This is a genomic window from Hyphobacterium sp. (genome assembly GCF_965229905.1).
Lineage (GTDB): Bacteria > Pseudomonadota > Alphaproteobacteria > Caulobacterales > Maricaulaceae > Hyphobacterium.
The window spans coordinates 1,580,322-1,601,470 of the sequence record NZ_OZ245930.1 but is presented as its reverse complement, the minus strand read 5'-3'; the positions used below and the strand labels follow the sequence as shown (position 1 = coordinate 1,601,470).

The window sequence follows — 21,149 nt, the reverse complement described above, 5'->3', positions numbered from 1 at the left end:
GATCAAAGCGGGACTAGCGGCCCGCGGGTCTCCCCTATCGCTGACAATCGGGGCAGAAAAAGGTCGAACGTCCCGACTGTACAATGCGCTGGATCGTGCCGCCGCAGCAGGGCGTGACGCAGGCCTCGCCCTCACGGCCATAGGCACGGAAAGTGTGCTGGAAATAGCCGAGCTCGCCGTCCGCCGAGGCAAAGTCCTTTAGGCTCGATCCCCCAGCCTCAATCGCCTCGTCGATCACCGTGCGCACCGCCCCGGCCAGCCGCTCGGCCCGTTGCGGACCGATCGTTCTCGCCATCCGCCGCGGCGATAATCGCGCCCGGTGCAAGGCTTCGCAGACATAGATATTGCCGAGCCCGGCGACGACGCGCTGATCGAGCAGCGCGGCTTTCAGTGGCGCCGCTTTGCCGCGCAAGCGTTCCGTAAGGAAAGCGGCGGAGAAGGCATTCGAATTTGGTTCCGGTCCCAGGCCGTCGAGATAAGGCACCGCGTCCTCGGCCTCGCTGGCAAACAGCGCCATGAATCCGAAGCGCCGGGGGTCATTGAACACAACGCGCCCGCCGTCCTCCATGTCGAAGACGACATGATCGTGCCTCTCCAGCGTCGCCGGCGCGTGCACGAATTTGCCGGGCTTTTGCATGCCCGCCCGCCCATGAACCGTGAAGCGGCCGGACATGCCGAGATGTGCCAGCAGCGTTTCACCGCTATCGAGCCGGAACAGGAGATATTTCGCCCGCCGGTCGAGCCGCTCGACCCGCCGCCCGGCCAGCCGCTCGGCGAAGCGCTCCGGGAACGGAAATCGCAGATCCGGACGCCGCGCCTCGGCGCGGACAATCCGCCGTCCGGCCATGGCCGGTTCCAGCCCGCGCCGGACGGTTTCAACTTCGGGAAGCTCGGGCATGATGTCGCGCTGGTTTAGGAAATGCCATTGTCCTATTGTCCGCCGCGATGACCGACACGCAATCCCCAACCACATCCTTCGGCTTCCGCGACGTGCCCCGCGAGGAGAAGTCCGGCCTCGTTCGGGGCGTCTTCGACCGCTCGGCCGCGCGTTATGATCTGATGAACGACCTCATGTCGCTCGGCATCCACCGGGCCTGGAAAGACATGACGATCGAGCGCGCCAACCCGCAGCCCGGCGAGATGCTGATCGATGTTGCCGGCGGTACCGGCGATCTCGCCCGCGCTTTCGTGGCGCGCGCCGAAAAGCGCCGCAAGACGCGAGGAGGCGATCCGGCCCGCGCCGTAATCTGCGACATCAACGAGCAAATGCTGCGTGCCGGTTTGAAGCGCGGCGGCGGCGCCAATCTGACCTGGGTCACCGGCAATGCCGAATGTCTGCCCTTCGAAGACGGCACGGCGGACTGCGTCACCATCGCCTTCGGCATCCGCAATGTCACCGACCGTATCGCCGCGCTCAAGGAAATGCACCGTGTGCTGAAACCGGCCGGCCGTTTCCTCTGCCTTGAATTCTCGCGACCCACGACCCGCGCGCTTGAGCGCATCTATGACGCCTGGTCCTTCAATGCGATCCCTGTCCTCGGCGAAATCATCGCCAAGGATCGCGAGAGTTATCAGTATCTGGTCGAGTCGATCCGCCGCTTCCCGAGCCAGGACGATTTCGCCGCCGAGCTCGCGGAGGCCGGCTTCGGTCAGATCAAAATCACCAATTATTCCGGCGGCATCGCGGCGCTCCACACCGGCTGGCGGATTTAATTTCACGACCCTGTCGAAATCGGCGAGGCTCATCCGTCTGGAAGCTGTCCGGGTTGACCGGTCGACTTCTGACGGGAGCAACAGATGCAATACGCCATACTGTTTTATGAGAATGCGGCGGACTTCTCCGCCCGTGACGATAAATCCAACACCCAGTACTGGCCGGGTTGGAGCGCCTACTCGCAAGCCGTGGGTGAAAGCGGCAAACTGGCAAGCGGCGCCTGCCTTCATCCGGCCGACACGGCCGCAACGCTGAAATCGGGGAAAGTCCAGGACGGGCCCTATGCTGACACCAAGGAACAGCTTGGCGGCTTTTTTCTTGTCGAGGCCGAAAATCTCGACCAAGCGCTCGAAATCGCCTCGCGGGCACCCACCGCCGGGTCCGGTGCCGTCGAAGTGCGCCCCGTTCGCGCCATGTCGGAAATGGAGGACTAAGCCATGCAATTCCTGCTTTTATTGCACGATGACGAACAGGCCTGGATAGATATGAGCGAGGCTGAACAGCACGCCGTGATCGGCGAACACATGGCCTATTCCGAAGCCCTGACCAAGGCCGGCGCCTTTGTTGAGGGCGCCCCCCTTGATCCGTCCACAACCGCGCGCATTGTCTCGGGCGATACCGTCCAAGACGGGCCCTATGCCGACACCAAAGAGCAGCTCGGCGGCTATTACCGGATCGAGGCGGCGTCCATGGACGAAGCCATCGACTGGGCGCGGCGGTGTCCCGTCGCCAGGACTGGCAAGGTCGAGGTCCGGCCCGTTCCGGATTATGGCTAAAACAAGCGGGGAGGATCTGGCCCGGCGCGCCGCGGAAACAGCCGCCCGCAAGGCCTATGGCCGGATCCTCTCCATTTTGGCCGCCCGTTGCGGCGATATCTCGGCCGCCGAGGAGGCGCTCGCCGAAGCCTTTGCCCGGGCGCTGGCGCATTGGCCGAAAACCGGCCCGCCGGACGCACCCGAAGCCTGGCTTCTGACCACGGCCCGGCGCTATCTCACCGACCGGGCCCGCAAATCGGCGACGGCACGGACGCATGCCGGTGCGCTTCTGTTGTTGGTGGAGGAAGGCCAGTCGGCCATGAACGAAACCGAAGACATCCCAGACGGCCGGCTCAAACTGATGCTGGTATGCACCCATCCGGACATCGAGGCCGGCCTCCAGACACCGCTAATGCTGCAGACCGTGCTTGGCCTTGATGCCGCCCGTATCGCCAGCGCCTTCCTCATCAAGCCGGCGACCATGGGCCAGCGCTTGAGCCGGCTGAAGGCGCGGATGCGCGAGGCGCCCATCGCTTTCGACATCCCAGAGCGGGATGCCTGGCCGGCCCGTCTCGACGCCGTGCTGCAGGGCATCTACGCGGTTTACAATGCCGGCTGGGACGAGCTCGCCGAGACCCGGCTTGTCGATGAGGCCATCTTCCTGGCCCGCCTTGTTGGCCGCCTCTTGCCTTATGAACCGGAAGCCGCCGGCCTCCTCTCGCTCATGCTGCATTGCGAAGCCCGGCGGGATGCCCGGCGCGGCGCCGGCGGCCAATTCGTGCCGCTCGACGAGCAGGACAGGTCCGAATGGGATGACACACTGATCGCCGAAGCCGAGACCCTATTGGGCACAGCGCTCCGCATGGGCCGGCCCGGACGTTTTCAGCTCGAAGCCGCGCTGCAATCGGCGCACAATGCCCGCCGCGTGACGGGCAAAACCGACTGGACGGCAATCCGCGCCATCTACGAGCGCCTGGTGGCGCTGAGCCCGACACTCGGCGCCCTGATCGGCCGTGCGGCAGCGATCGCCCAAACCGACAATCCGCAAACAGCGATTGCCGCGTTGGATGCCCTGCCGGCAGATCGCGTGGCCACGCACCAGCCCTACTGGGCGACCCGGGCCCACATCCTCCAGCTGGCAGGCGAAACCGAAGCCGCGCAAAGCGCTTATGACAAGGCCGCCGGCCTCTCCGCCGACCCGTCAGTCCGCGCCTATCTCCTGAATCGTCGCGCCATGCTCTGAACCGTGCGACGGCATACCACGCTCGCCATCCGGCTTACGGCGCACTAAACCCTCTCTTCGATGATGCGGACGCTTTCCTCTCTCGCCCGGCTTGCACGGGCCGGCTTCATGCTGGCGCGCTATGACGCCATTTTCCCGCGCGAATATCAGGACAAGTTTCCACCCTCCCTGCGCGGTTTCGCGGCCTTCACCCGGCTGATCTCACGCTCCGGCGAAGCCGCCAATCCGGGCGAACGCCTGGCCCGCGCGCTGGAAAAGCTCGGCCCGTCCTATGTGAAATTCGGCCAGGTGCTGGCGACCCGCGCCGATGTCGTCGGCGAACGCTTCGCGCGGGGCTTGTCGCGATTGCAGGATCAGATGCCCGCTTTTGCGCAGGACAAGGCGATCGCCATCGTCGAGCGTGAACTCGACGGCCCGCTGTCGGCGCATTTCGAACAGTTCGGCGAACCGATGAATGCGGCTTCGGTGGCACAGGTTCACAGGGCCCGTACAACGGACGGCCGTGACGTGGCGGTCAAGATCCTGCGGCCCGGCATCGAGCGCCGACTCGCCCGCGACATCCGCGCCATGCGGCTCGGCGCCGGCATTGTCCAGCGCATGGTGCCGGCGGCAAAACGCCTGGAACCGGTGAAGTTCGTCGAGACGGTAGCCCGCGCCACCGAGCTCGAAACCGACCTCCGGCTTGAGGCCGCCGCTGCCAGCGAACTCGCCGAAGCCGCCGCCATCGCCGAGAACTACCGTATCCCCGAGGTTGACTGGGAACGCTCCAGCAAGCGCGTTCTGACGACCCAGTGGATCGACGGCATACCGCTGACCGATCTCGAGCAGCTCGACGCGGCGGGCATCGACCGCACAGCGTTGGCGGTCGCGCTGACCCGCGCCTTTCTGGCCACCGCCCTTGAGACCGGCGTATTCCACGCCGACATGCATGCCGGCAATCTCTTCGCGGATCGCGCCGGAAACCTCTGGGCGGTCGATTTTGGAATCATGGGCCGCATCGGCCGTGACGAGCGGCGCTTTCTCGCGACCATCCTCCACGGCTTCCTGACCCGCGACTACAAGCGGGCCGCGCACGCCCATTTCGAGGCGGGTTACGTGCCCGCGCGCCATGCGATCGATGACTTCGCCTCGGCTCTGCGGGCGGTCGGCGAGCCGATCTTCGGCAAGCGCGCGGACGAAGTCCCGATGAGCCGCGTCCTGTTGCAGCTGTTCGAGATCACCGATCTGTTCGACATGCATCTGCGGCCCGAACTGGTCATGCTGCAGAAGACCATGGTGCAGTCCGAAGGGGTCGCCCGCCAGCTCAACCCGCAACACGACATGTGGGCCGCCTCTGCCCCGGTGGTCGAACAATGGATGAAGCGTGAGCTCGGTCCGGAAGGCATGGCCGCCGACCTTCTGGAGGATTTCACACGGCTGCGCAGCAGTGTTCGCAAGCTTCCCGAAGCCATTGAGGACTGGGCCGAGGCCGGCGCCCGGCTGCGCGCAGGCGAAGTGCGCCTCGATGCCGACAGTCTCGACCGGCTGGCCGGACGCCAGAATAGCGGCCGCGTCTGGCGCTGGATCGGCTATGGCGTTCTGGCCGGGCTGGCCGGCGTCGCGGGCGCGGCCATCTTTGCGTTGACCTAAAGTCCCAGCGCGAAATTCACCCACATGACAACCAGCACCACCGCCGATATCCGGTGCAGCAAAAACCGTATGCCCAGCGTGTTGACGGTGATGTGCACCAGCGTGTGCGCGTAGCGCAGTGCGACAAATCCCCAGGCCAGCGCCAGCTGGGTCGGCGACACCGCGATATTGCTCGCCAGGTGAAACGCGACCAGCGCGTAGAACAGAACCGGCAATTCCAGCAAGTTGACAAAATTACGGCCAATATTCCCGACATAGGCAGGCGGCGGCGCACCCGTCTTCGTCAGCGAATACTCCTTCGGCAGCTCTCCCTTGGAATTGGCGATCACGCCGACCACAGTCAGAAGGACATAGACAAACAGGGTCAGTCCTGCGAGCGCCGTCGCGGCAACGAGTATCGATGGCATGCGATCCTCCCTATATGAACGCCATGACGCTAACGCGCTTTGGCCTCCCCTCGCGAGCCTTTTCGCGCTAGGACCTCGGCAGAGGAGGACGGCATGTCGCAAAAAAGCGTTCTGCTGATCATTGGCGGTGGCATCGCCGCCTACAAATCGCTGGAACTCGTGCGCGAGTTTAAAAAGCGCGGGATCGGCGTGCGCGCCATACTGACCCGTGCCGGCGAACAATTCGTCACGCCGTTGAGCGTCGCCGCCCTGTCCGGCGAGAAAGCCTATACCGATCTCTTCTCGCTGACCGACGAGGTCGAGATGGGGCATATCGAGTTATCGCGTTCGGCCGACCTGGTCATCGTCGCGCCCGCAACCGCAGACCTGATGGGCAAATGCGCCAACGGGCTTGCCGACGATCTCGCATCGACCGCGCTTCTCGCCACCGACAAGCCAGTGCTAATGGCACCGGCCATGAATGTGCGCATGTGGGAGCATGCGGCCGTGCGGCGCAATGTCGAAACGCTCAAATCCGACGGCATCCAGTTCGTCGGTCCCGACGACGGCGAGATGGCATGCGGCGAATTTGGCCCCGGCCGTATGGCCGAACCGGCGGCCATCGCCCATGCGGCCGAACGCCTGCTCTCGCAAACCGACGCATGAGCGCGCTCACCGGCCGGAAAATCATCGTCACCGCCGGCCCGACCATCGAGCCGATCGACCCGGTGCGCTTCCTCTCCAATCGCTCCAGCGGCAAGCAGGGCTATGCGATCGCCGAGAACCTCGCCGCCAAGGGCGCCGAGGTTATTCTGGTCTCCGGTCCGACCTGCCTGACCGCCCCGAAGGGCGTCGACCGCATCCAGGTCGAGACGGCGCGCGACATGCTCGATGCGGTCGAAACGGCTTTGCCGGCGGACGTCTTCATCGCTGTCGCGGCGGTCGCGGATTGGCGGCCGGCCCAAACCCACACCCGCAAGGCAGAGAAGGCTGAGCAAGGCGCCGTGCTCGAACTGGTCGAGAATCCGGACATTCTAAGAACCGTGGCAGCGCAAGCGGAGAGGCGGCCGTCACTGGTCATCGGCTTCGCCGCCGAAACCCATGATCTGCGGGCCCGCGCCCGCGCCAAACGCCGCCGCAAGGGCTGCGACTGGATCGTCGCCAATGACGTGTCGGGGGACGCCATGGGCGGCGATGAAAACGCGGCATTCCTGATCACGAAAGACGGCGAAACCTTCTGGCCACGCGCATCAAAGCAAAGACTTGCGGAAAACCTCGCCGCGGCCATGGACGCTCACTTCTCGAAAAGCTAGGCAGGCCCAAACGGGGAGGCCATCATGAACGTGATCGTCCAGGTATCGCCGCTGGATCACTTCGCCGGGCTTGATCTGCCCGCCTACCAGACCGCGGCCAGTGCCGGGCTCGACCTGCCCGCCGCCGTCGCCGAAGACGATCCCATCATTCTGCAGCCGGGAGAATGGAAACTCATCCCGACCGGCCTCTCCATTGCGCTGCCCGACGGCTACGAGGCGCAGGTGCGGCCGCGCTCCGGCTTGGCCGCCAAGAGGGGCATTTCCATCGTTAATTCGCCCGGCACGGTCGATGCCGATTATCGCGGCGAGATCAAAGTCAATCTGATCAATCACGGCACCGAACCGTTCGAGATCCGGCGCGGCGAACGCATTGCGCAAATGGTCGTCGCGCCCGTCACGCGCATCGAATGGTCACCGGTCGCCGAGCTCGGCGAGACCGAGCGCGGCACGGGCGGTTTTGGTTCGACCGGAGTTTAGCGCACCCTTCTAGACCAGCGCGTCATGGCAATAGGCCCCGACATCATTGATCCTGGGGTCGATCACCAGATCGCGCGGCCTTAAGGGGCGTGACAATTTCAGCCCGTCGAGCGAACGCGCCCGCGACAGCGCCACATAGGCTTGGCCGTGTGCAAACATGCCGCGCGAGAAATCGATATAGACCTTGTCCAGCGTCAGCCCCTGGGATTTGTGCACCGTCATCGCCCAAGCCAGCCGCAGGGGCAGCTGTTTGAAGGCGCCGACCACCGACTTGTCGATCGACTTCTTGGCCGCGTCATAGGTGTAGGAATAGCGTTCCCACGCCGCCGGCTCGACCCGGTGCGTCTCTTCGCCGACCCGAACGCGCACGGCATCCTGTTCCAGCTCGGCAACCGTGCCCATCGTACCATTAACCCAGCGCCCGGACGGGTCGTTGCGGATCATCATTACCCGCGCGCCGGGCTTTAAAACCAGCGGATCCTCGGTCGGGAAAAGCCGCGCATCGAACTGGCCTTCGGTCCGCGAATTATAGGCAGAGACATCGCCCGGCAGCGCCGCCAACCGCGCCATGTTAATGTCATGCGCCGCCTGATTGGTCGGCGTCAGCACGACATGGGTGGCGCTGGCATCGAACCCCGTCGCCGGCGTCACGCATTCATTCAGCAGGTCTGCTTCGCGATCACCGACATCGCCTTCGCGTACCGCGGCGAGCATGTCGATGAAGTCCGGGTCCGACTGTCGGAACACGGTGTCCAGCTCGACCCGCAGAAATCCCGCTTCTCGGAAGCCCGGCGCGTTGAAGAAGAACGGCCCGCCATAGACCTCGTCGAGATATTGCGCGATTTGCCCGTCCACCACCGGCGGCAACTGCGCCAGATCGCCGACCACCACCATGCGCACCCCGCCGAAGGGTTCGGCGCTGTCGCGGTGCAGGCGCAACGAGCGGTCGATCGCCGCCATCATGTCGGCGCGCACCATGGAGATCTCGTCGATCACCAGCGTCTCGATCTCCTTCAGTACGCGAGCATGGCGCAACCGCTTCACATCCTGCGGCTCGATCAGGCGCGGCGGAAAACGGAAGAAGGAATGGATGGTCTGGCCGCCGGCATTCATCGCCGCCACGCCGGTCGGGGCCACAACGGCCGCGCGCGGCCCGGCGCGCTCGAGAAAGCGGCGCAGAAGGGTTGTCTTACCGGTGCCGGCCCGTCCGGTCAGGAAGATGTGCGCCCGGCCCGTCTGCAACAGGTCGAGCGCGGACTGCGTGGGATCGGCGGCGGGCAGCGGCATGGCCGCACACTGGCCTGTTCGCTGTCAAACCGCCATAGGCAGACGGCAGCCCCGGTGCTAACCGAAAGCCATGACGGATGAAGAGATCCAGCGCTATGCGCGCCACCTCGTCCTCAAAGAGATTGGCGGCCCTGGCCAGCAGCGCCTGAAAGCGTCGAGCGTCGCCATTGTCGGTGCCGGCGGGTTGGGCGGACCGGCCGCGCTCTACCTCGCCGCGGCGGGCATCGGCACGATCCGTCTCATCGATCCCGACACAGTCAGCCTCGACAATCTGCAGCGCCAGATCCAGTTCTCGACCGCCGATGTCGGTCAGGACAAAGCGGCCATTGCCGGCGCGCACCTTGTCGCGCTCAACCCGCATGTGACGGTCGATGCCGTGAAGGATTCGGTCACCGAAGCGAATGCGCAGCATCATCTCGCGAGCGCCGACATCGTCCTCGACGGCTGCGACAATTTCGAAACCCGTTTTGCAGTGAACGCCGCCTGCCACATGCTCGGCAAGCCGCTCGTTTCCGGCGCCGTCGGACGCTGGTCCGGCCAGGTCGGCATCTTCGCGTCTGGCCTCGACGCCGCCCAGCCGTGTTATCGCTGCTTCGTGCCAGAGATTCCGCCTGACGCCGAAACCTGCGAGCGGGTTGGCGTCGTCGGTGCGCTCACTGGCATTGTCGGCGCGATGATGGCGCTCGAAACGATCAAGTGGATCACCGGCGCGGGCGAAACTCTGACCGGCCAGCTCTGGCTGCATGACGGCCTCGCTGGCACAAGCCGCACGCTAGCCTTACCCAAGGACCCGGCCTGTCCGGTGTGTGGTGCTAACTGACGCGCGTCGCCACGCGTCGATTTCTTGTACCAGTGATCCTATTTCGGCCCGGGGCCAGCATCGGCCGCACCCGCCAGTGGCGCGTTTTGCGGCGGACTTTCCGAAAACACATTGTCATAGCGGCCGCGGTCCGGACCGATCGTCCGGTCAAGCAATTGCCGTGTCAGACTCAGCACTGAACGCATGTCGAGCCGGCGCGAGAAGGAATGGTCGGCCCGGTCATAGATCGCAAAATCATGTGCCACACCGGCTTCGGCCAGCGCGGCCGCCATCATTTCCGACTGCTCCATGGGCACAATTTCGTCCTCGCCGCCATGGGCGAGGAAGACCGGCATGGTGTAGCGGTCGGCGAGTTCGGTCGGAGACATCGCGGCTAGCCTTTCGCGATCGCGCCGTGGATGGCCGATCGACATTTCCCAGTATTCGCCTGCCGCATCGTCTTCTCGTTGCCAGTGGCGCACAAAGCTCTCGAGATCGGTGACCGGCGCGGCGGCAAACACGCATTGGTACAGGCCGGGCGTCAACGCCCCGCCCATCAGCGCCGCATAGCCGCCATAGCTGAAACCGCCGATGCAAACCCTGTCCGGATTGGCGCGCCCGTTCTCCACGACATGCGCTAGCGCATCCTCGATATCAGTCTGCATCACACCGCCCCATTGGCCATAACCGGCTTCGGCAAAACGGCGGCCGAAGCCGGCAGAACCGCGGAAATTCGGCTGCAATACCGTATAGCCGGAATTGGCGAAGAACTGCGCCAACAGGTCGAAACCGTAGACATCGCGTGCTTCGGGCCCGCCGTGCGGCAACACCAGAAGCGGCGTATTCGCTTGGGCGCCACCTTGCGGCAGCGTCAGATAGGCAAACAATCCGGTCCCGTCACGCGCCGTGTATTCGACGATCTCCACCTCGGCCAGCCTCTGATTGGCAAGGCTCGGCCGCAGCGACCGCAGATGCATCATCTCGTGGGTTCGGGAATCGTAGAGATACATGGCGCCCGGCTCGTCAGGCCCGGAGACATAGAACAGCATGCGCGTGCCGCGGAAGCCGTCGGGAATGATCAGCGATTCGTCTGGAAATTCGCGGACGATATCCGCATAGACGGCGGCCAGGTCCGCGTCGAAGATCTCGACGTCGTGCTGCCGGTTGGTCCGCACATAACCCAGCAGCCGGCGCGTCCGGCTGTCGATAATCGACTGGGTGATGTCGAAATCCAGTGCACCTCCGAGCAGCGTGCCGAATGCGCTGTTGGCGAGATTGAACGGGTAAATGCCGACCGTATCCTCGCCCTCAGGCCGGCCGAAAACGAAGATCGATCCGGCATCGTCGCCATGGCCGGCAAATGCAAACTCCGGCGGCGCCTCGGCCAGTTCATTGGTTAGGTAATTCGCCGTGCGTTGCCAGCTGCGTTCGCCCGGCGCCCGCGTGAAGGCGGTGTAGCGCCGGCCTTGGCTGTAGACGTCGACGCGCATCACCGCCTCACCGGTCGGCCCGGTGAACCAATAGCGCGTATTGTCATTGCCGCGCTCGACGCTGGTGGCATCGCCGGTGAACACGTTGACCCGCCAGAGATCGAGATTATTGCCGCGAAACGCAGGGATCAGAACGTGCGCGGGGTCGTGCTCCAACAGATCGGCAACAGAGCTCCAGAAGGCATTGTTGACATTTCGGAACACGTTTTGCCGCTCGTTCTGGAACAGCACGACCGGGCGCGACGTGTCATAGGGATCGAAGCTGAGCGTGCGGAAGACCGGAACATGGACGCGCTGGCCGCGGAATTCGACATAGCCCACCGTCTCGACGATGACGAGCAAGCGCTGTTCATTGGCCCAGATCAGATAATGAACATTGTAGCCGGTAAGGTCCGTGCGCGAGATTGTCTGGCGCTGCGGCGAATCGAGATCATAGATCACAAGGTCGCCGCCCGCCGAGGCTTCCGACCCGTAGTCGACAATCGCCAGATAACGGCCTTCCGGCGACAATTCCGGCAAGGTGTGATTGGCGGTACGCAGAAAAGAATCCGGGTGCGGCCGGAATTCCTGAGCACCGGCGTAATCCGTCACGAGACAACCTGCCAGTATCGCCACCAAGCCGGCCAGGCCGGCGCGCAGACCGTAAACGCATAACAGCATCAACAATCCCCTTTCAGGGAAGACTAGAACACGGCATGGCGCAATTTCAATGCCCGATTGAATCGCTGCGGAATCCCGCAATCAACGATGGTCTGGCTTAATCGCAGGCCGTGGCGAGCGGCTGGCCGCCCGCGGTTCCGGCCGCATCGTGATACAGCGTTGCCACCATGCGCGGCGTGCAGATGAAGCCCCAATTCCAGTCATCGTGATATGCGGCCAACGGGTCGGCCGCGAGCACCTCCTCCAGCGACATCCCGTCCGCGGCCATCGGCGCGATGATCGCTTGCGTGGCGCGCACCATGTCGATCGAGGCCTGAATGTCCTCGCGCGTCGAAAGGGGGCCGTGTCCGGGGACCACCTGCGTGTCGGCCCCGGCCATCTCGTAGGCCAACTCCATGGCGGCAATGAAGCCGTCTACCGTGCCGCCCGATTGCAGATCGATGAAGGGAAACAGTCCGGAAAACAGGACATCTCCCATGTGGATGACGTCGGCGCTCTCGAAAAACACGATCGCATCGCCGTCCGTATGCGCTGTCGGCACGTGTACGGCGCGCACTGTCTCCCCATTCATGTGGAAATGCAGGTCCGAGCCGAAAGTCAGCACCGGCAGAAAGCCGTCATCCTGAATCCACTCATCCTCGGCCTCGAGAATGCGGGTGCGGATATTGTGGTGGGTGGCGATTGTCGATCCGGCTTCATGGAAATGCGGATTGGCCCCGATATGATCGCCATGCCAGTGCGTGTTGAGGATGAAGCGCGGCACGCCTTCGCCGGCGATCTCGGCAATCGCCGCCTCGACCTGCGGTCCCGTTCCGGGCAGCTGGTCGTCGATCAGCAAGAGGCCGTCCGCGCCCAGAAGCAGGCCGAGATTGCCTGCCACACCGGTCGACAACATCACAACACCGCCGCGCAATTGCGTGACCTCAAAATCAAGCTCGCGGGTCTCTTGTGCCTGTGCGGAAACGGATAGGGCGGCCGTGGCGGCCAGAGCGGTCAGGGCTTTCATCGGCGGATCTCCTCTCAGGCGTTTGGCAGACTATACGGCAGGTCGCCGCCGCCGTCTCGCCAATCTCGGTCAGTTTACGCGCTGTTCACTGACATTGCGGCAAGGCTTTTCCATGCGCGTTTTGCTTATCACCGCACTGGTTCTTGCCGGCCTGATGGCGCCTCCGGCACGAGCGCAAATGGCCGATACGCCTTCGGGCTATCCCGTCCCGCGCTTCGTGTCGCTGAAGGTGGGCGTCGCCCATGGCCGCGCCGGGCCGAGCCGCGATCACCCGATCGTCTGGCGCTATGTGCGGGAAGGTCTGCCCCTGCGCGTCACCGCCGAAGCGCCCGACTGGCGCCGCGTCGAGGACCCGGACGGTGAGGTCACCTGGATGCACCGCTCATTGCTCTCCGGCCGCCGCACGGTTTATGCCCCCGGCGAGATCGCACTCCACATCCGGCCGGATGCCGACTCCGACATCGAGGCCATCGCCGATGCCGGCGCCATTCTCGAACTCGAGCGCTGTGCCGGCGGCTGGTGCCGCCTCGAAGCGCAGGGCCTGCACGGCTGGGTCGAGGCAAATGCGGTCTGGGGATTGATGCCCTCCGACCTTGGATCCGACTGACGGCACGCCCACAGCCTCGCCGCCTTGAGCCCGCGAAAGCCTCATGATACCGCTGACGCTCGAAAGCGGTGGGTATCTGACGGCTTGATCCTCCGCGCATATTAGAACAGCGGACCGTCGCCGCTCGGGATCGAACATGACTGAACGTCCGAACGCGCTTTCGTACGAAGATTTGCTGCGCTCCTCCCGCGGAGAGCTGTACGGGCCGGAAAACGGCCAGCTGCCCGCCCCGCCCATGCTGATGATGGACCGCATCACGCACATTTCCGACGAGGGCGGCGCATACGGCAAGGGCGAGGTCATCGCCGAGCTCGATATCACCGACGACAAATGGTTTTTCGAATGCCACTTCCCGGGCGATCCGGTGATGCCGGGCTGTCTCGGCCTCGATGCGATGTGGCAGCTTGTCGGTTTCTGGCTGGTCTGGGACGGCAATCCCGGCAAGGGCCGGGCGCTGGGCTGCGGCGAAGTGAAGTTCACCGGCCAGGTCACACCGGACGTAAAGACCGTCCGCTATGAGATCAGCCTCAAGAAAGTCGTGCGCCGCGGTCTGGTCCTGGGCGTCGCCGATGCGCGCCTGCTCGCCGACGGCAAGGAAATCTACAAGGCCAAGGACCTCAAGGTCGGCCTGTTCAAACCGGAAGATCTCGCCCGTCAGCAGGGCTGATCCATCCCGACAAGGAGTTCATCAATGCGCCGTGTTGTGATCACCGGGCTGGGCGTCATCTCCCCCATCGGAAACAATGCCGACGAGGTGTCCGCCTCCTTGAAGGCCGGCAAGTCCGGCATCCGCTTCATGCAGGATTTCGCGGACCATAATTTCAAGTGCCAGGTTGGCGCCAAGCCGGACATCGATCCGGCCCAGCATGTCGACAAGCGCGTCTACCGCTTCATGAGCGAGGGCGCTGGCTGGTGCTACATGGCGATGGAACAGGCGCTCGCCGCCTCCGGCCTGCCGGAAGCTGACATTTCCGACCCGCGCACCGGCATCATCATGGGCTCGGGCGGCCCGTCCGCCGGCACCATCGTCAATGCCGCCGACATCACCCGTGACAAGGGTCCGCGCCGCATCGGCCCGTTCGCCGTGCCCAAGGCGATGAGCTCGACCGCTTCGGCGACGCTCGCCACCCCGTTCAAGATCCTCGGCGTGAACTATTCCATCACCTCGGCCTGCACGACCTCGCTGCACTGCGTCGGCGCCGCCGCCGAGCAGATCCAGTGGGGCAAGCAGGACGTCATGTTCGCCGGCGGCTGTGAAGAGATCCACTGGGCCCTCTCCAACCTGTTCGACGCCATGGGCGCCATGTCGACGAAATACAATGACACGCCGGAACACGCCTCGCGCGCCTTCGACAAGGACCGCGACGGTTTTGTCGGCGGCGCCGGCGCGGGCGTCTTCGTGCTCGAGGAATACGAGCGCGCGAAAAAGCGCGGCGCGCCGATTCTCGCCGAGATCACCGGCTATGCCGCAACGTCCGACGGCTATGACATGGTCGCCCCGTCCGGCGAGGGCGCGGTGCGCTCGATGAAGCTGGCGATGGAAACGGTGACGACCGGCATCGACTATCTTAACCCGCACGCCACCGCGACGCCGGTCGGCGACATTGCCGAAATGAAGGCGGTGAAAGAGGTCTTCCGCGACAACGCGCCGATGATCTCCGCCACCAAGTCGATGACCGGCCACTCGCTCGGCGCCGCCGGCGCACACGAGCTCGCCTACACGCTGTTGATGATGCAGGGCGGTTTCGTCGCCCCCTCGATCAATGTGTTCGAGATGGACCCGGACATTGCGGCCCTGAATCTGCCCATCGTCACCGAAACCCGCGAGGCCGAGCTCAACACCGCCATGTCGAATTCCTTCGGTTTCGGCGGCACAAACGGCACCGTCGTCGTCTCGAAAGTCTAACCCAGCGAGGATCCCGCCATGTCTGACACCGTTTTCCCCAAGGGCGATCTGATGAAGGGCAAGCGTGGCCTCGTCATGGGCGTCGCCAACAAGAATTCGATCGCCTGGGGCATCGCCCAGCAGCTCGCCGCGCAGGGCGCGGAGCTGGCCTTCTCCTACCAGGGCGAAGCGCTGGAAAAGCGGGTCCGCCCGCTCGTTGAAAGCCTCGGCCAGGAGCCCTTCATGCTCTCCGCCGATGTCACCGATGACGCCTCAATGGATGCCTGCTTCAAGGCCATTGAGGACAAGTGGGGCACAATGGATTTTCTCGTCCACGCCATCGCCTTTGCCGGCAAGGACGAGCTGGTCGGCTCCTTCACCGAGAACACCACCCGCGAGGGCTGGCGCCGGGCGATGGAAATCTCCGCCTTCTCCTTCGTCGATGCCGGCAAGCGCGCCTCGCACCTGATGCCCAATGGCGGATCCATGGTGACGATGACCTATCTCGGCTCGGAACGCGTCGTTCCGTCCTACAACGTCATGGGCGTCGCCAAGGCGGCGCTGGAAGCCTCGACGCGCTACATGGCGCGCGATCTCGGCCCGTCGGGCATTCGCGTCAATGCGCTCTCGGCCGGCCCGATGCGCACTCTCGCCATGGCCGGCATTTCCGGCGGCAAGGCGCTGATGAAGACCGGGCGCGACTGGTCGATGATGAAGGAAGACACCAAGATGGAAGGCGTCGCCGGCGCGGCGCTCTACCTCCTCTCCGATCTCGGCCATTCCTGCACGGGTGAAACCCTGCACGTCGATGCCGGCTTCCACGCGGTCGCCGTCCCGACAATGGATGAGGATGAGTAGTGGTTAGGTCAGCCGGTACTCACCGCCGCCGAGAAACTCGATAATCCCATTGTCTCGGAGCACTTGAAGCTGCTGCCGGATTTTCGGCCGGACATTGCTGTTACCGGGGTATAGCGCCTGTAGCCGGGCTTCCAGCGCATATATGTCGGCGAGCGAAAACCGTTCGCAGTCTAGGCTCTCGACGCACGCCAACACATCCAGCAACCAACCCTTCGCGGAGTCGGCTTTTTCTTCTAGGAAAGCCATCTTCCGCCATTGCTTGCGAACGTCTTTCGTGAACACGATCTGCCGATCTCTGATCATCGGTATGCGCGCCGATCGGGGCAGACGATCGATAATGATATTGCAGCCGACCCAGCCTGCGCGCCGCGCCGCCGGCGCCAGCGGCTTGCGTTTCTCGATCAGCTCCGGCGTAAAGAGGCGACGAGGAATGACGATCAGATTGTCGACTGACAGGTCTTCTGCATCGTAATTGAGCAATAGCAGACTCGGATTCTGCCGCGATCGGAGGCGCGTCATCATCGTCGCATAAGCACCATCGACGACCTTCCGGCCGAAAGACCGTTTCGAGCTCTTCAACTCGTACTGCTCGTCGCACGCGGAGCATTCGAGATCAGCCACGGGCGCGTTGTTTGGCAGAGCCGCCAGACTGTCGGCATCGCAGGCTGGGCAGTACAGGTTCGCGGCGGCCCAATCTTCCGTCCAACGTCGCGCTGACTGGCTACCGCTTGTATACGGGGTCTGCGTTTCTTCGAATGAAAGGCGCACAGATTTTGTCCCGTCTGCCGAATGCCAAATAAGCATAGCCAACGGGCGACAAACGACAAACTATGGCCTATGCACGACCAATCGCCGTTCCGTCTATTTCCATGCCAAGATCATTCTCTGCAGAAATGCGGATCGCATCGAATTCCTCGACGCCGTCGCGTTCCCACTGCACGTCCAGCCGCCCATAATAGACCGCCTCCGCCGCATCCTCTGGGTCATCTGCCTCAACTTCGGCCGTGTAGACGACATACGCGTCCACCCGCTTTATCAGTCTGATCTTTGGCACCGTAAAATACTATCACTGGTTGATTATAATTTCAGCCAGTGATAGTTTATCATGTCGGTCTAAGTTTCGCCTACCCCCCGGCCCCCTCACCCTCCGGCGCGGCCTCGGCTTCGTCCTCCGCCATATCACGTCCCGTCGGGTCCTCTTCCGGCTTGACCCAGCGGTCGAGCCAGTCGATCGATTCCGCCAGCACATGCAGCACGCTCTCGCGCCCGCGATAGCCATGGCTTTCATAAGGCAGCATGACCAGGCGCGCCGTGCCGGCATTGCCCTTCACCGCCGCGAACATGCGTTCCGACTGCATCGGGAAGGTGCCGGAATTATTGTCGATCTGGCCGTGGATCAAAAGGATCGGCTCGTTGATGTCATTGGCATGCATGAAGGGCGACAATTCGAAATAGACCTCCGGCGCAGCCCAGAAAGTGCGCCGTTCCGACTGGAAACCGAACGGGGTGAGCGTGCGGTTGTACGCCCCCGAGCGGGCGATCCCCGTGCGGAAGAGGTCGCTGGCCGCCAACAGGTGCGCCGTCATGAAGGCGCCATAGGAATGGCCGGCGATCGCAACGCGCTCGCCATCGCCGAAACCGCGGCGCACCGATTCGTCGATCGCCGCCTCGGCCGACAGGACGAGCTGTTCGATGAAGGTGTCGTTCACCGTTTCCGGATCGTCGCCCACCACAGGCATGGTGGCGTTCTCCAACAGCGCATAACCCTGCGTCACCAGGAAGCGCGGGCTGGTGCCGGCGACCCGTGTGAAGCGCCAGGGCGAGCCGCGCACCTGACCGGCGGTCGCGGCATCATTGTATTCCAGTGGATAGGCCCAAACGAGCAGCGGCAGCGTGTCGCCCTCCTCGTAATCCGCCGGCAGGTAGAGCGTTGCCGACAGCGGCACGCCGTCTTCGCGCTCATAGGTGATCAGCTCGCGCGAGATCTCGTTGAGCTGCGGGTGCGGGTTCGGAAACTCCGTGATGAAGCGGGCCTCGCCTCCGTCATGCAAGCGGACATTGGGCGGAGTCACCGGGTCTTCATACGAAGTTAGGAAAACCGACGCGTCCGGTTCGACGAGGCCGATCACTTCCTCGTAATTCTCGCCGGCATTGCGCCAGACGTCCTCGCCCTCGAAGGTCTCGAAACTGACGCGGCGCAGGAAGGGCCGGTCGCCCTCCGGCGTTGCGCCATCGCCCGTATAATGGAGGAAGCCATCGACTACGGCGGCCACCGCCCGGCCATACCGGTTACGCACCGTCAGCGGTGAGCCCGGATTGGCGTAAGAATCTTGCAAATTGCGCTCCTCGGCGAGGCGCGGCTCGGCGCCCGGTTCGGCGAAATCGACCACCCAGCGGCGGATCACCCGTGTGTCGCGGTCGTATTCCACCGCGATGCCCATCTCGCCTTCTGTCGTAAATTGCGTCCCGTAATAGCGATCCTCGAAACGCGCCACCTCGACGGGTTCGCCGTCGAAGGGCGCGTCCAGCATCCAGACACTGTCGCGTTCTTCGGTCTCGACGCGCGGATCGCCGCCGTCGAGCGCTTCGGCCCAGACCACGCGCGCCGGGTGGGAAGCCTGCCAGCCCACGCTGCGGCGGCCGGAAATGACACCGCCGATCGGCACATTGTCGGCAATCGGCTGGCGCGCGATCTCGGCGATCTCCTCGCCGTCGAGATCGATGACATAGGTGCGGTCGGCAAAGCGCGCCCAGTTCACATCGTATGAGAAGGGCTGCTGCATCGCGCCGATGAGGATCATCTCGCCGCCCGGTGCCGGATCGGCAGAATAGATGAAGTCCGGCTCGCCCACCGGGCGCGGCCGGCCGCGCCGGGCATCGACCAACACCAGCTGGGTTTCCGCCATCCAGGCAAACAGCGCCGCATCATGGGCGTCTTCCAGAAGGTCCTGATAGGTCCGAACCGGCGCTTCATAACCGCCCGCCTCCTGGATCACCGGGCCCGCGGGCACCACCGGACGTTCCGGCATCGGACCGCGATCGGCCGGCACGGTATTCACCAGCAGCGTCTCGCTGTCCGGCATCCAGCTGATCGGGTCGAACACGGCGTTGACGCCGTCGGCGATCACTTCGCGGGCGCGGGCACGCGCCACATCGGCCACCCAAAGCGACAGCGTGTCGTCGCGCGTCACCACAAAGGCGGCATAGCGCCCGTCGGGCGACCAGTCGAAATTCGACAGGCCGGCATCCTCGGGCAAGTCGATCGCGCGCTCCTCGCCGGTGGTAATGTCGATCACCGACAGGCCGATGGCCGAACGCGGGCCGTGGCGGCCGTTTGTCGCCGCATCCAGCCGCATCCCCGCCAGCCGCTCCATCGGCCGCGCCAGTTCCGCGACTGGCGGCAGGCTTTCGCGATGGATCAGCAGGAGGTGACGCCGGTCCGGCGAGAACGTCGTCCAAGGCGCTTCGGGCGCATCGACAATGTCGACAATATCCTGTGCGGGCAGACGGTAGGTCTCGTCCTGTGCAATCGCTGTGGCAAGGCTCAACCCGGAAACCGCAATGGCGGAGGCAATCTGGCGGAACACGGCTTATCTCCCCGAAAATCTCTTTGACAGAGATCATAGGGTGACCGCCTCCCGGGTCCACCGCCTGGTGTGGGAATCCCTCACTATTCCGCTGGCTGCACTACGGTATTTCGTCGCCGTGATACAAGCTTCAGCCCGAAGACCGGCCGCAGCGGCGGCACCCGCCGGATCACCTCATAGCCGAGCGCGCACCCGCCCAGCGTGATCGTTGTCAGCAGCAGGAACTCCGGCCAAAAGCCAATCGCAAATCCCGTGATCCATTGTCCGGCCACGACGGTGATCGTCTGGTGCAGGATGTAGTAGGGAAAAATCGCCGCGGTGAAATAGCGCCGGACCGGTCCGTCGCGGTTCAAATAACGGTGGGCGAGCCCCGCCAGCATCAGGATCATCGTCCAGGAATAGACGACGCGCAACACGCGTGCCGCGAAAAGCAGGCTGTCATCCGCCTGCACCGCCTCCCAGTTCACGTAGGCCGTCAGCAGAGTGACCATGGAGATCAGGGTGAGAGCCCCGGTCAGCGGCAAAGCGCGGTAGACGCCCCTCCAGGCTGCCGGGTTCTTGGCGATCATATAGCCATAGATGAGAAAGGTGAGACTTATCGCATGGTTGGCCCAATCGTCGAACAGCGCATGGGTGACCGGGAAAGCCGGGACCAGGGAAAAGCGGTAGATCAGCAGCGGCACCGCCGGCAGGGCGATCATCAGCAGGGATCCCAACAGCTTGCGGTCAAACTGCCGGCCCAGCCAGGCCAGGGCCGGACTATCCGCCACCCACCGCAGAAGCGGTAATAGCGGCACGAGAAGCAGCGAATAAACAAACAGATAGACCACATACCAGAGATGGTTCCAGGTCGGCGTATGGACGTTCCAAGGCCCCGCCCACTCGCCCGCATAAAGCCGGTAAAACTCAAGGAAACTGCCTGAAAACTGCGCGGTCCGGGTGACCTCGACATAGGTCTGCGGCGCAACCACGACATACATGCCGAACACGATCACCGGCAACAGCCGCCTGGTCCGGTCCGCCCCGAATCGCAAAACACCAATCTTGTCAGAAAGAAAGCGGATCGCGACGCCGGAAATGAAGAACAGGAGCGGCAAGCGCCACGGGTTTGACAGCGACATGAAAGGTTCGAGTTCCGGGATCTGGTAAACGCTCGCCCCGTGCCAGCCATCCGACTCGTAGAACACGCCGATATGATAGAAAATCAGCAAGCCGAAGGCGAGAATGCGCAGCCAGTCGAGATCGTGGCGGCGCTGGAAAACGGCATTGGGATTAACGGCTTGGCTGTCGGCCATCGGCCCGCTCCTTTGGTTCCGCATCTCAACAAAGCCTCGCTTGCGGCGATAACCAAGCCCGGCGGGACCGATTGCGGCAGTAGGGGATGAAATCGGTTGAGCTGGGACAAGTGGCGGTCTGACGGGACCGGCGGCCGCACCCCTTCTTGCCTGCAGAC

At 63.9% G+C, this 21,149-nt stretch carries 20 protein-coding genes and 1 pseudogene; 12 read left to right on the top strand and 9 right to left on the bottom strand.

The features are described from left to right. Positions 1-34: 34 nt before the first annotated feature. Complete coding sequence (gene mutM / locus ACO08C_RS08085; RefSeq protein WP_421784733.1) at positions 35-898, bottom strand: bifunctional DNA-formamidopyrimidine glycosylase/DNA-(apurinic or apyrimidinic site) lyase; 864 nt, start codon at positions 896-898, stop codon at positions 35-37. 47 nt (positions 899-945) lie between these two features. Between mutM and ACO08C_RS08080 the strand changes: the two genes are divergently transcribed. From ACO08C_RS08080 to ubiB, 5 genes are all read left to right on the top strand, one after another. After that, positions 946-1,713 (top strand): class I SAM-dependent methyltransferase, encoded by a 768-nt coding sequence (locus ACO08C_RS08080; RefSeq protein WP_421788670.1) that lies wholly within the window; start codon positions 946-948, stop codon positions 1,711-1,713. 84 nt (positions 1,714-1,797) lie between these two features. Continuing rightward, entirely contained in the window at positions 1,798-2,148 is a 351-nt protein-coding gene (locus tag ACO08C_RS08075; protein WP_421784731.1) for a YciI family protein, read from the top strand. Positions 2,149-2,151: 3 nt separating this feature from the next. Continuing rightward, entirely contained in the window at positions 2,152-2,490 is a 339-nt protein-coding gene (locus ACO08C_RS08070; protein ID WP_421784729.1) for a YciI family protein, read from the top strand. After that, on the top strand, positions 2,483-3,712 hold the full coding sequence (locus tag ACO08C_RS08065) for an RNA polymerase sigma factor (RefSeq protein WP_421784727.1): 1,230 nt from the start codon (positions 2,483-2,485) through the stop codon (positions 3,710-3,712). Before ACO08C_RS08070 ends, ACO08C_RS08065 begins: the two co-directional genes overlap by 8 nt. Before the next feature lie 60 nt (positions 3,713-3,772). Next, on the top strand, positions 3,773-5,341 hold the full coding sequence (gene ubiB / locus ACO08C_RS08060; protein ID WP_421784726.1) for a 2-polyprenylphenol 6-hydroxylase: 1,569 nt from the start codon (positions 3,773-3,775) through the stop codon (positions 5,339-5,341). Here the strand turns inward: ubiB and ACO08C_RS08055 are convergent. Further along, positions 5,338-5,748, bottom strand: coding sequence for an MAPEG family protein (locus ACO08C_RS08055; protein WP_421784724.1), 411 nt, complete (start codon positions 5,746-5,748; stop codon positions 5,338-5,340). The genes ubiB and ACO08C_RS08055 overlap by 4 nt on opposite strands. A gap of 93 nt (positions 5,749-5,841) precedes the next feature. Between ACO08C_RS08055 and coaBC the strand changes: the two are divergent. Together coaBC and dut are read left to right on the top strand one after the other, a co-directional pair. Then, positions 5,842-7,040: pseudogene (gene coaBC, locus ACO08C_RS08050) on the top strand (bifunctional phosphopantothenoylcysteine decarboxylase/phosphopantothenate--cysteine ligase CoaBC). 24 nt (positions 7,041-7,064) lie between these two features. Further along, the gene (gene dut, locus ACO08C_RS08045; RefSeq protein WP_421784722.1) at positions 7,065-7,517 is read left to right on the top strand and encodes a dUTP diphosphatase; all 453 of its coding nucleotides are present in this window, start codon (positions 7,065-7,067) and stop codon (positions 7,515-7,517) included. 9 nt (positions 7,518-7,526) lie between these two features. Here dut and ACO08C_RS08040 read toward each other — a convergent pair whose 3' ends face one another. Beyond that, positions 7,527-8,804, bottom strand: a complete 1,278-nt coding sequence (locus tag ACO08C_RS08040; protein WP_421784720.1) for an ATP-dependent DNA helicase — start codon at positions 8,802-8,804, stop codon at positions 7,527-7,529. A gap of 70 nt (positions 8,805-8,874) precedes the next feature. Here ACO08C_RS08040 and ACO08C_RS08035 point away from each other — a divergent pair, with 70 nt between their 5' ends. Beyond that, complete coding sequence (locus ACO08C_RS08035; protein WP_421784719.1) at positions 8,875-9,624, top strand: HesA/MoeB/ThiF family protein; 750 nt, start codon at positions 8,875-8,877, stop codon at positions 9,622-9,624. 38 nt (positions 9,625-9,662) lie between these two features. Here the strand turns inward: ACO08C_RS08035 and ACO08C_RS08030 are convergent, their stop codons facing one another. Together ACO08C_RS08030 and ACO08C_RS08025 are read right to left on the bottom strand one after the other, a co-directional pair. Next, entirely contained in the window at positions 9,663-11,753 is a 2,091-nt protein-coding gene (locus tag ACO08C_RS08030; RefSeq protein WP_421784717.1) for an alpha/beta hydrolase family protein, read from the bottom strand. Between the two features lie 97 nt (positions 11,754-11,850). Continuing rightward, positions 11,851-12,759, bottom strand: a complete 909-nt coding sequence (locus tag ACO08C_RS08025; RefSeq protein WP_421784716.1) for an MBL fold metallo-hydrolase — start codon at positions 12,757-12,759, stop codon at positions 11,851-11,853. 112 nt (positions 12,760-12,871) lie between these two features. On the opposite strand from ACO08C_RS08025, the gene ACO08C_RS08020 reads away from it, so the two are divergent. The 4 genes from ACO08C_RS08020 to ACO08C_RS08005 all read left to right on the top strand — a co-directional run bounded on the left by ACO08C_RS08020 (position 12,872) and on the right by ACO08C_RS08005 (position 16,109). After that, positions 12,872-13,366, top strand: a complete 495-nt coding sequence (locus ACO08C_RS08020) for an SH3 domain-containing protein (RefSeq protein ID WP_421784714.1) — start codon at positions 12,872-12,874, stop codon at positions 13,364-13,366. Between the two features lie 136 nt (positions 13,367-13,502). After that, positions 13,503-14,033 carry a 3-hydroxyacyl-[acyl-carrier-protein] dehydratase FabA gene (gene fabA, locus ACO08C_RS08015; RefSeq protein WP_421784712.1) on the top strand — a complete coding sequence of 177 codons (531 nt, stop codon included), beginning with the start codon at positions 13,503-13,505 and terminating at the stop codon, positions 14,031-14,033. 24 nt (positions 14,034-14,057) lie between these two features. Beyond that, positions 14,058-15,272, top strand: a complete 1,215-nt coding sequence (gene fabB, locus ACO08C_RS08010; protein WP_421784710.1) for a beta-ketoacyl-ACP synthase I — start codon at positions 14,058-14,060, stop codon at positions 15,270-15,272. A gap of 18 nt (positions 15,273-15,290) precedes the next feature. Further along, positions 15,291-16,109, top strand: a complete 819-nt coding sequence (locus ACO08C_RS08005) for an enoyl-ACP reductase FabI (RefSeq protein ID WP_421784708.1) — start codon at positions 15,291-15,293, stop codon at positions 16,107-16,109. A gap of 3 nt (positions 16,110-16,112) precedes the next feature. Here the strand turns inward: ACO08C_RS08005 and ACO08C_RS08000 are convergent, their stop codons facing one another. From ACO08C_RS08000 to ACO08C_RS07985, 4 genes are all read right to left on the bottom strand, one after another. Further along, a complete protein-coding gene (locus ACO08C_RS08000) occupies positions 16,113-16,913 on the bottom strand; it encodes a DpnI domain-containing protein (protein WP_421784707.1) in 801 nt (266 codons plus the stop codon). A 31-nt stretch (positions 16,914-16,944) separates the two neighbouring features. After that, positions 16,945-17,163 carry a hypothetical protein gene (locus ACO08C_RS07995; RefSeq protein ID WP_421784705.1) on the bottom strand — a complete coding sequence of 73 codons (219 nt, stop codon included), beginning with the start codon at positions 17,161-17,163 and terminating at the stop codon, positions 16,945-16,947. 70 nt (positions 17,164-17,233) lie between these two features. Continuing rightward, positions 17,234-19,696: a prolyl oligopeptidase family serine peptidase gene (locus tag ACO08C_RS07990; RefSeq protein ID WP_421784703.1), complete on the bottom strand. Its 2,463-nt coding sequence runs from the start codon at positions 19,694-19,696 to the stop codon at positions 17,234-17,236. 83 nt (positions 19,697-19,779) lie between these two features. Continuing rightward, complete coding sequence (locus ACO08C_RS07985) at positions 19,780-20,991, bottom strand: acyltransferase family protein (protein WP_421784702.1); 1,212 nt, start codon at positions 20,989-20,991, stop codon at positions 19,780-19,782. Positions 20,992-21,149 lie beyond the last annotated feature (158 nt).

Excerpts from the sequence above, each read along its gene's own strand:
- mutM (WP_421784733.1), bottom strand. The coding sequence starts at position 898 with ATGCCCGAGCTTCCCGAAGTTGAAACCGTCCGGCGCGGGCTGGAACCG.
- ACO08C_RS08080 (WP_421788670.1), top strand. The coding sequence starts at position 946 with ATGACCGACACGCAATCCCCAACCACATCCTTCGGCTTCCGCGACGTG.
- ACO08C_RS08075 (WP_421784731.1), top strand. The coding sequence starts at position 1,798 with ATGCAATACGCCATACTGTTTTATGAGAATGCGGCGGACTTCTCCGCC.
- ACO08C_RS08070 (WP_421784729.1), top strand. The coding sequence starts at position 2,152 with ATGCAATTCCTGCTTTTATTGCACGATGACGAACAGGCCTGGATAGAT.
- ACO08C_RS08065 (WP_421784727.1), top strand. The coding sequence starts at position 2,483 with ATGGCTAAAACAAGCGGGGAGGATCTGGCCCGGCGCGCCGCGGAAACA.
- ubiB (WP_421784726.1), top strand. The coding sequence starts at position 3,773 with ATGATGCGGACGCTTTCCTCTCTCGCCCGGCTTGCACGGGCCGGCTTC.
- ACO08C_RS08055 (WP_421784724.1), bottom strand. The coding sequence starts at position 5,748 with ATGCCATCGATACTCGTTGCCGCGACGGCGCTCGCAGGACTGACCCTG.
- dut (WP_421784722.1), top strand. The coding sequence starts at position 7,065 with ATGAACGTGATCGTCCAGGTATCGCCGCTGGATCACTTCGCCGGGCTT.
- ACO08C_RS08040 (WP_421784720.1), bottom strand. The coding sequence starts at position 8,804 with ATGCCGCTGCCCGCCGCCGATCCCACGCAGTCCGCGCTCGACCTGTTG.
- ACO08C_RS08035 (WP_421784719.1), top strand. The coding sequence starts at position 8,875 with ATGACGGATGAAGAGATCCAGCGCTATGCGCGCCACCTCGTCCTCAAA.
- ACO08C_RS08030 (WP_421784717.1), bottom strand. The coding sequence starts at position 11,753 with ATGCTGTTATGCGTTTACGGTCTGCGCGCCGGCCTGGCCGGCTTGGTG.
- ACO08C_RS08025 (WP_421784716.1), bottom strand. The coding sequence starts at position 12,759 with ATGAAAGCCCTGACCGCTCTGGCCGCCACGGCCGCCCTATCCGTTTCC.
- ACO08C_RS08020 (WP_421784714.1), top strand. The coding sequence starts at position 12,872 with ATGCGCGTTTTGCTTATCACCGCACTGGTTCTTGCCGGCCTGATGGCG.
- fabA (WP_421784712.1), top strand. The coding sequence starts at position 13,503 with ATGACTGAACGTCCGAACGCGCTTTCGTACGAAGATTTGCTGCGCTCC.
- fabB (WP_421784710.1), top strand. The coding sequence starts at position 14,058 with ATGCGCCGTGTTGTGATCACCGGGCTGGGCGTCATCTCCCCCATCGGA.
- ACO08C_RS08005 (WP_421784708.1), top strand. The coding sequence starts at position 15,291 with ATGTCTGACACCGTTTTCCCCAAGGGCGATCTGATGAAGGGCAAGCGT.
- ACO08C_RS08000 (WP_421784707.1), bottom strand. The coding sequence starts at position 16,913 with ATGCTTATTTGGCATTCGGCAGACGGGACAAAATCTGTGCGCCTTTCA.
- ACO08C_RS07985 (WP_421784702.1), bottom strand. The coding sequence starts at position 20,991 with ATGGCCGACAGCCAAGCCGTTAATCCCAATGCCGTTTTCCAGCGCCGC.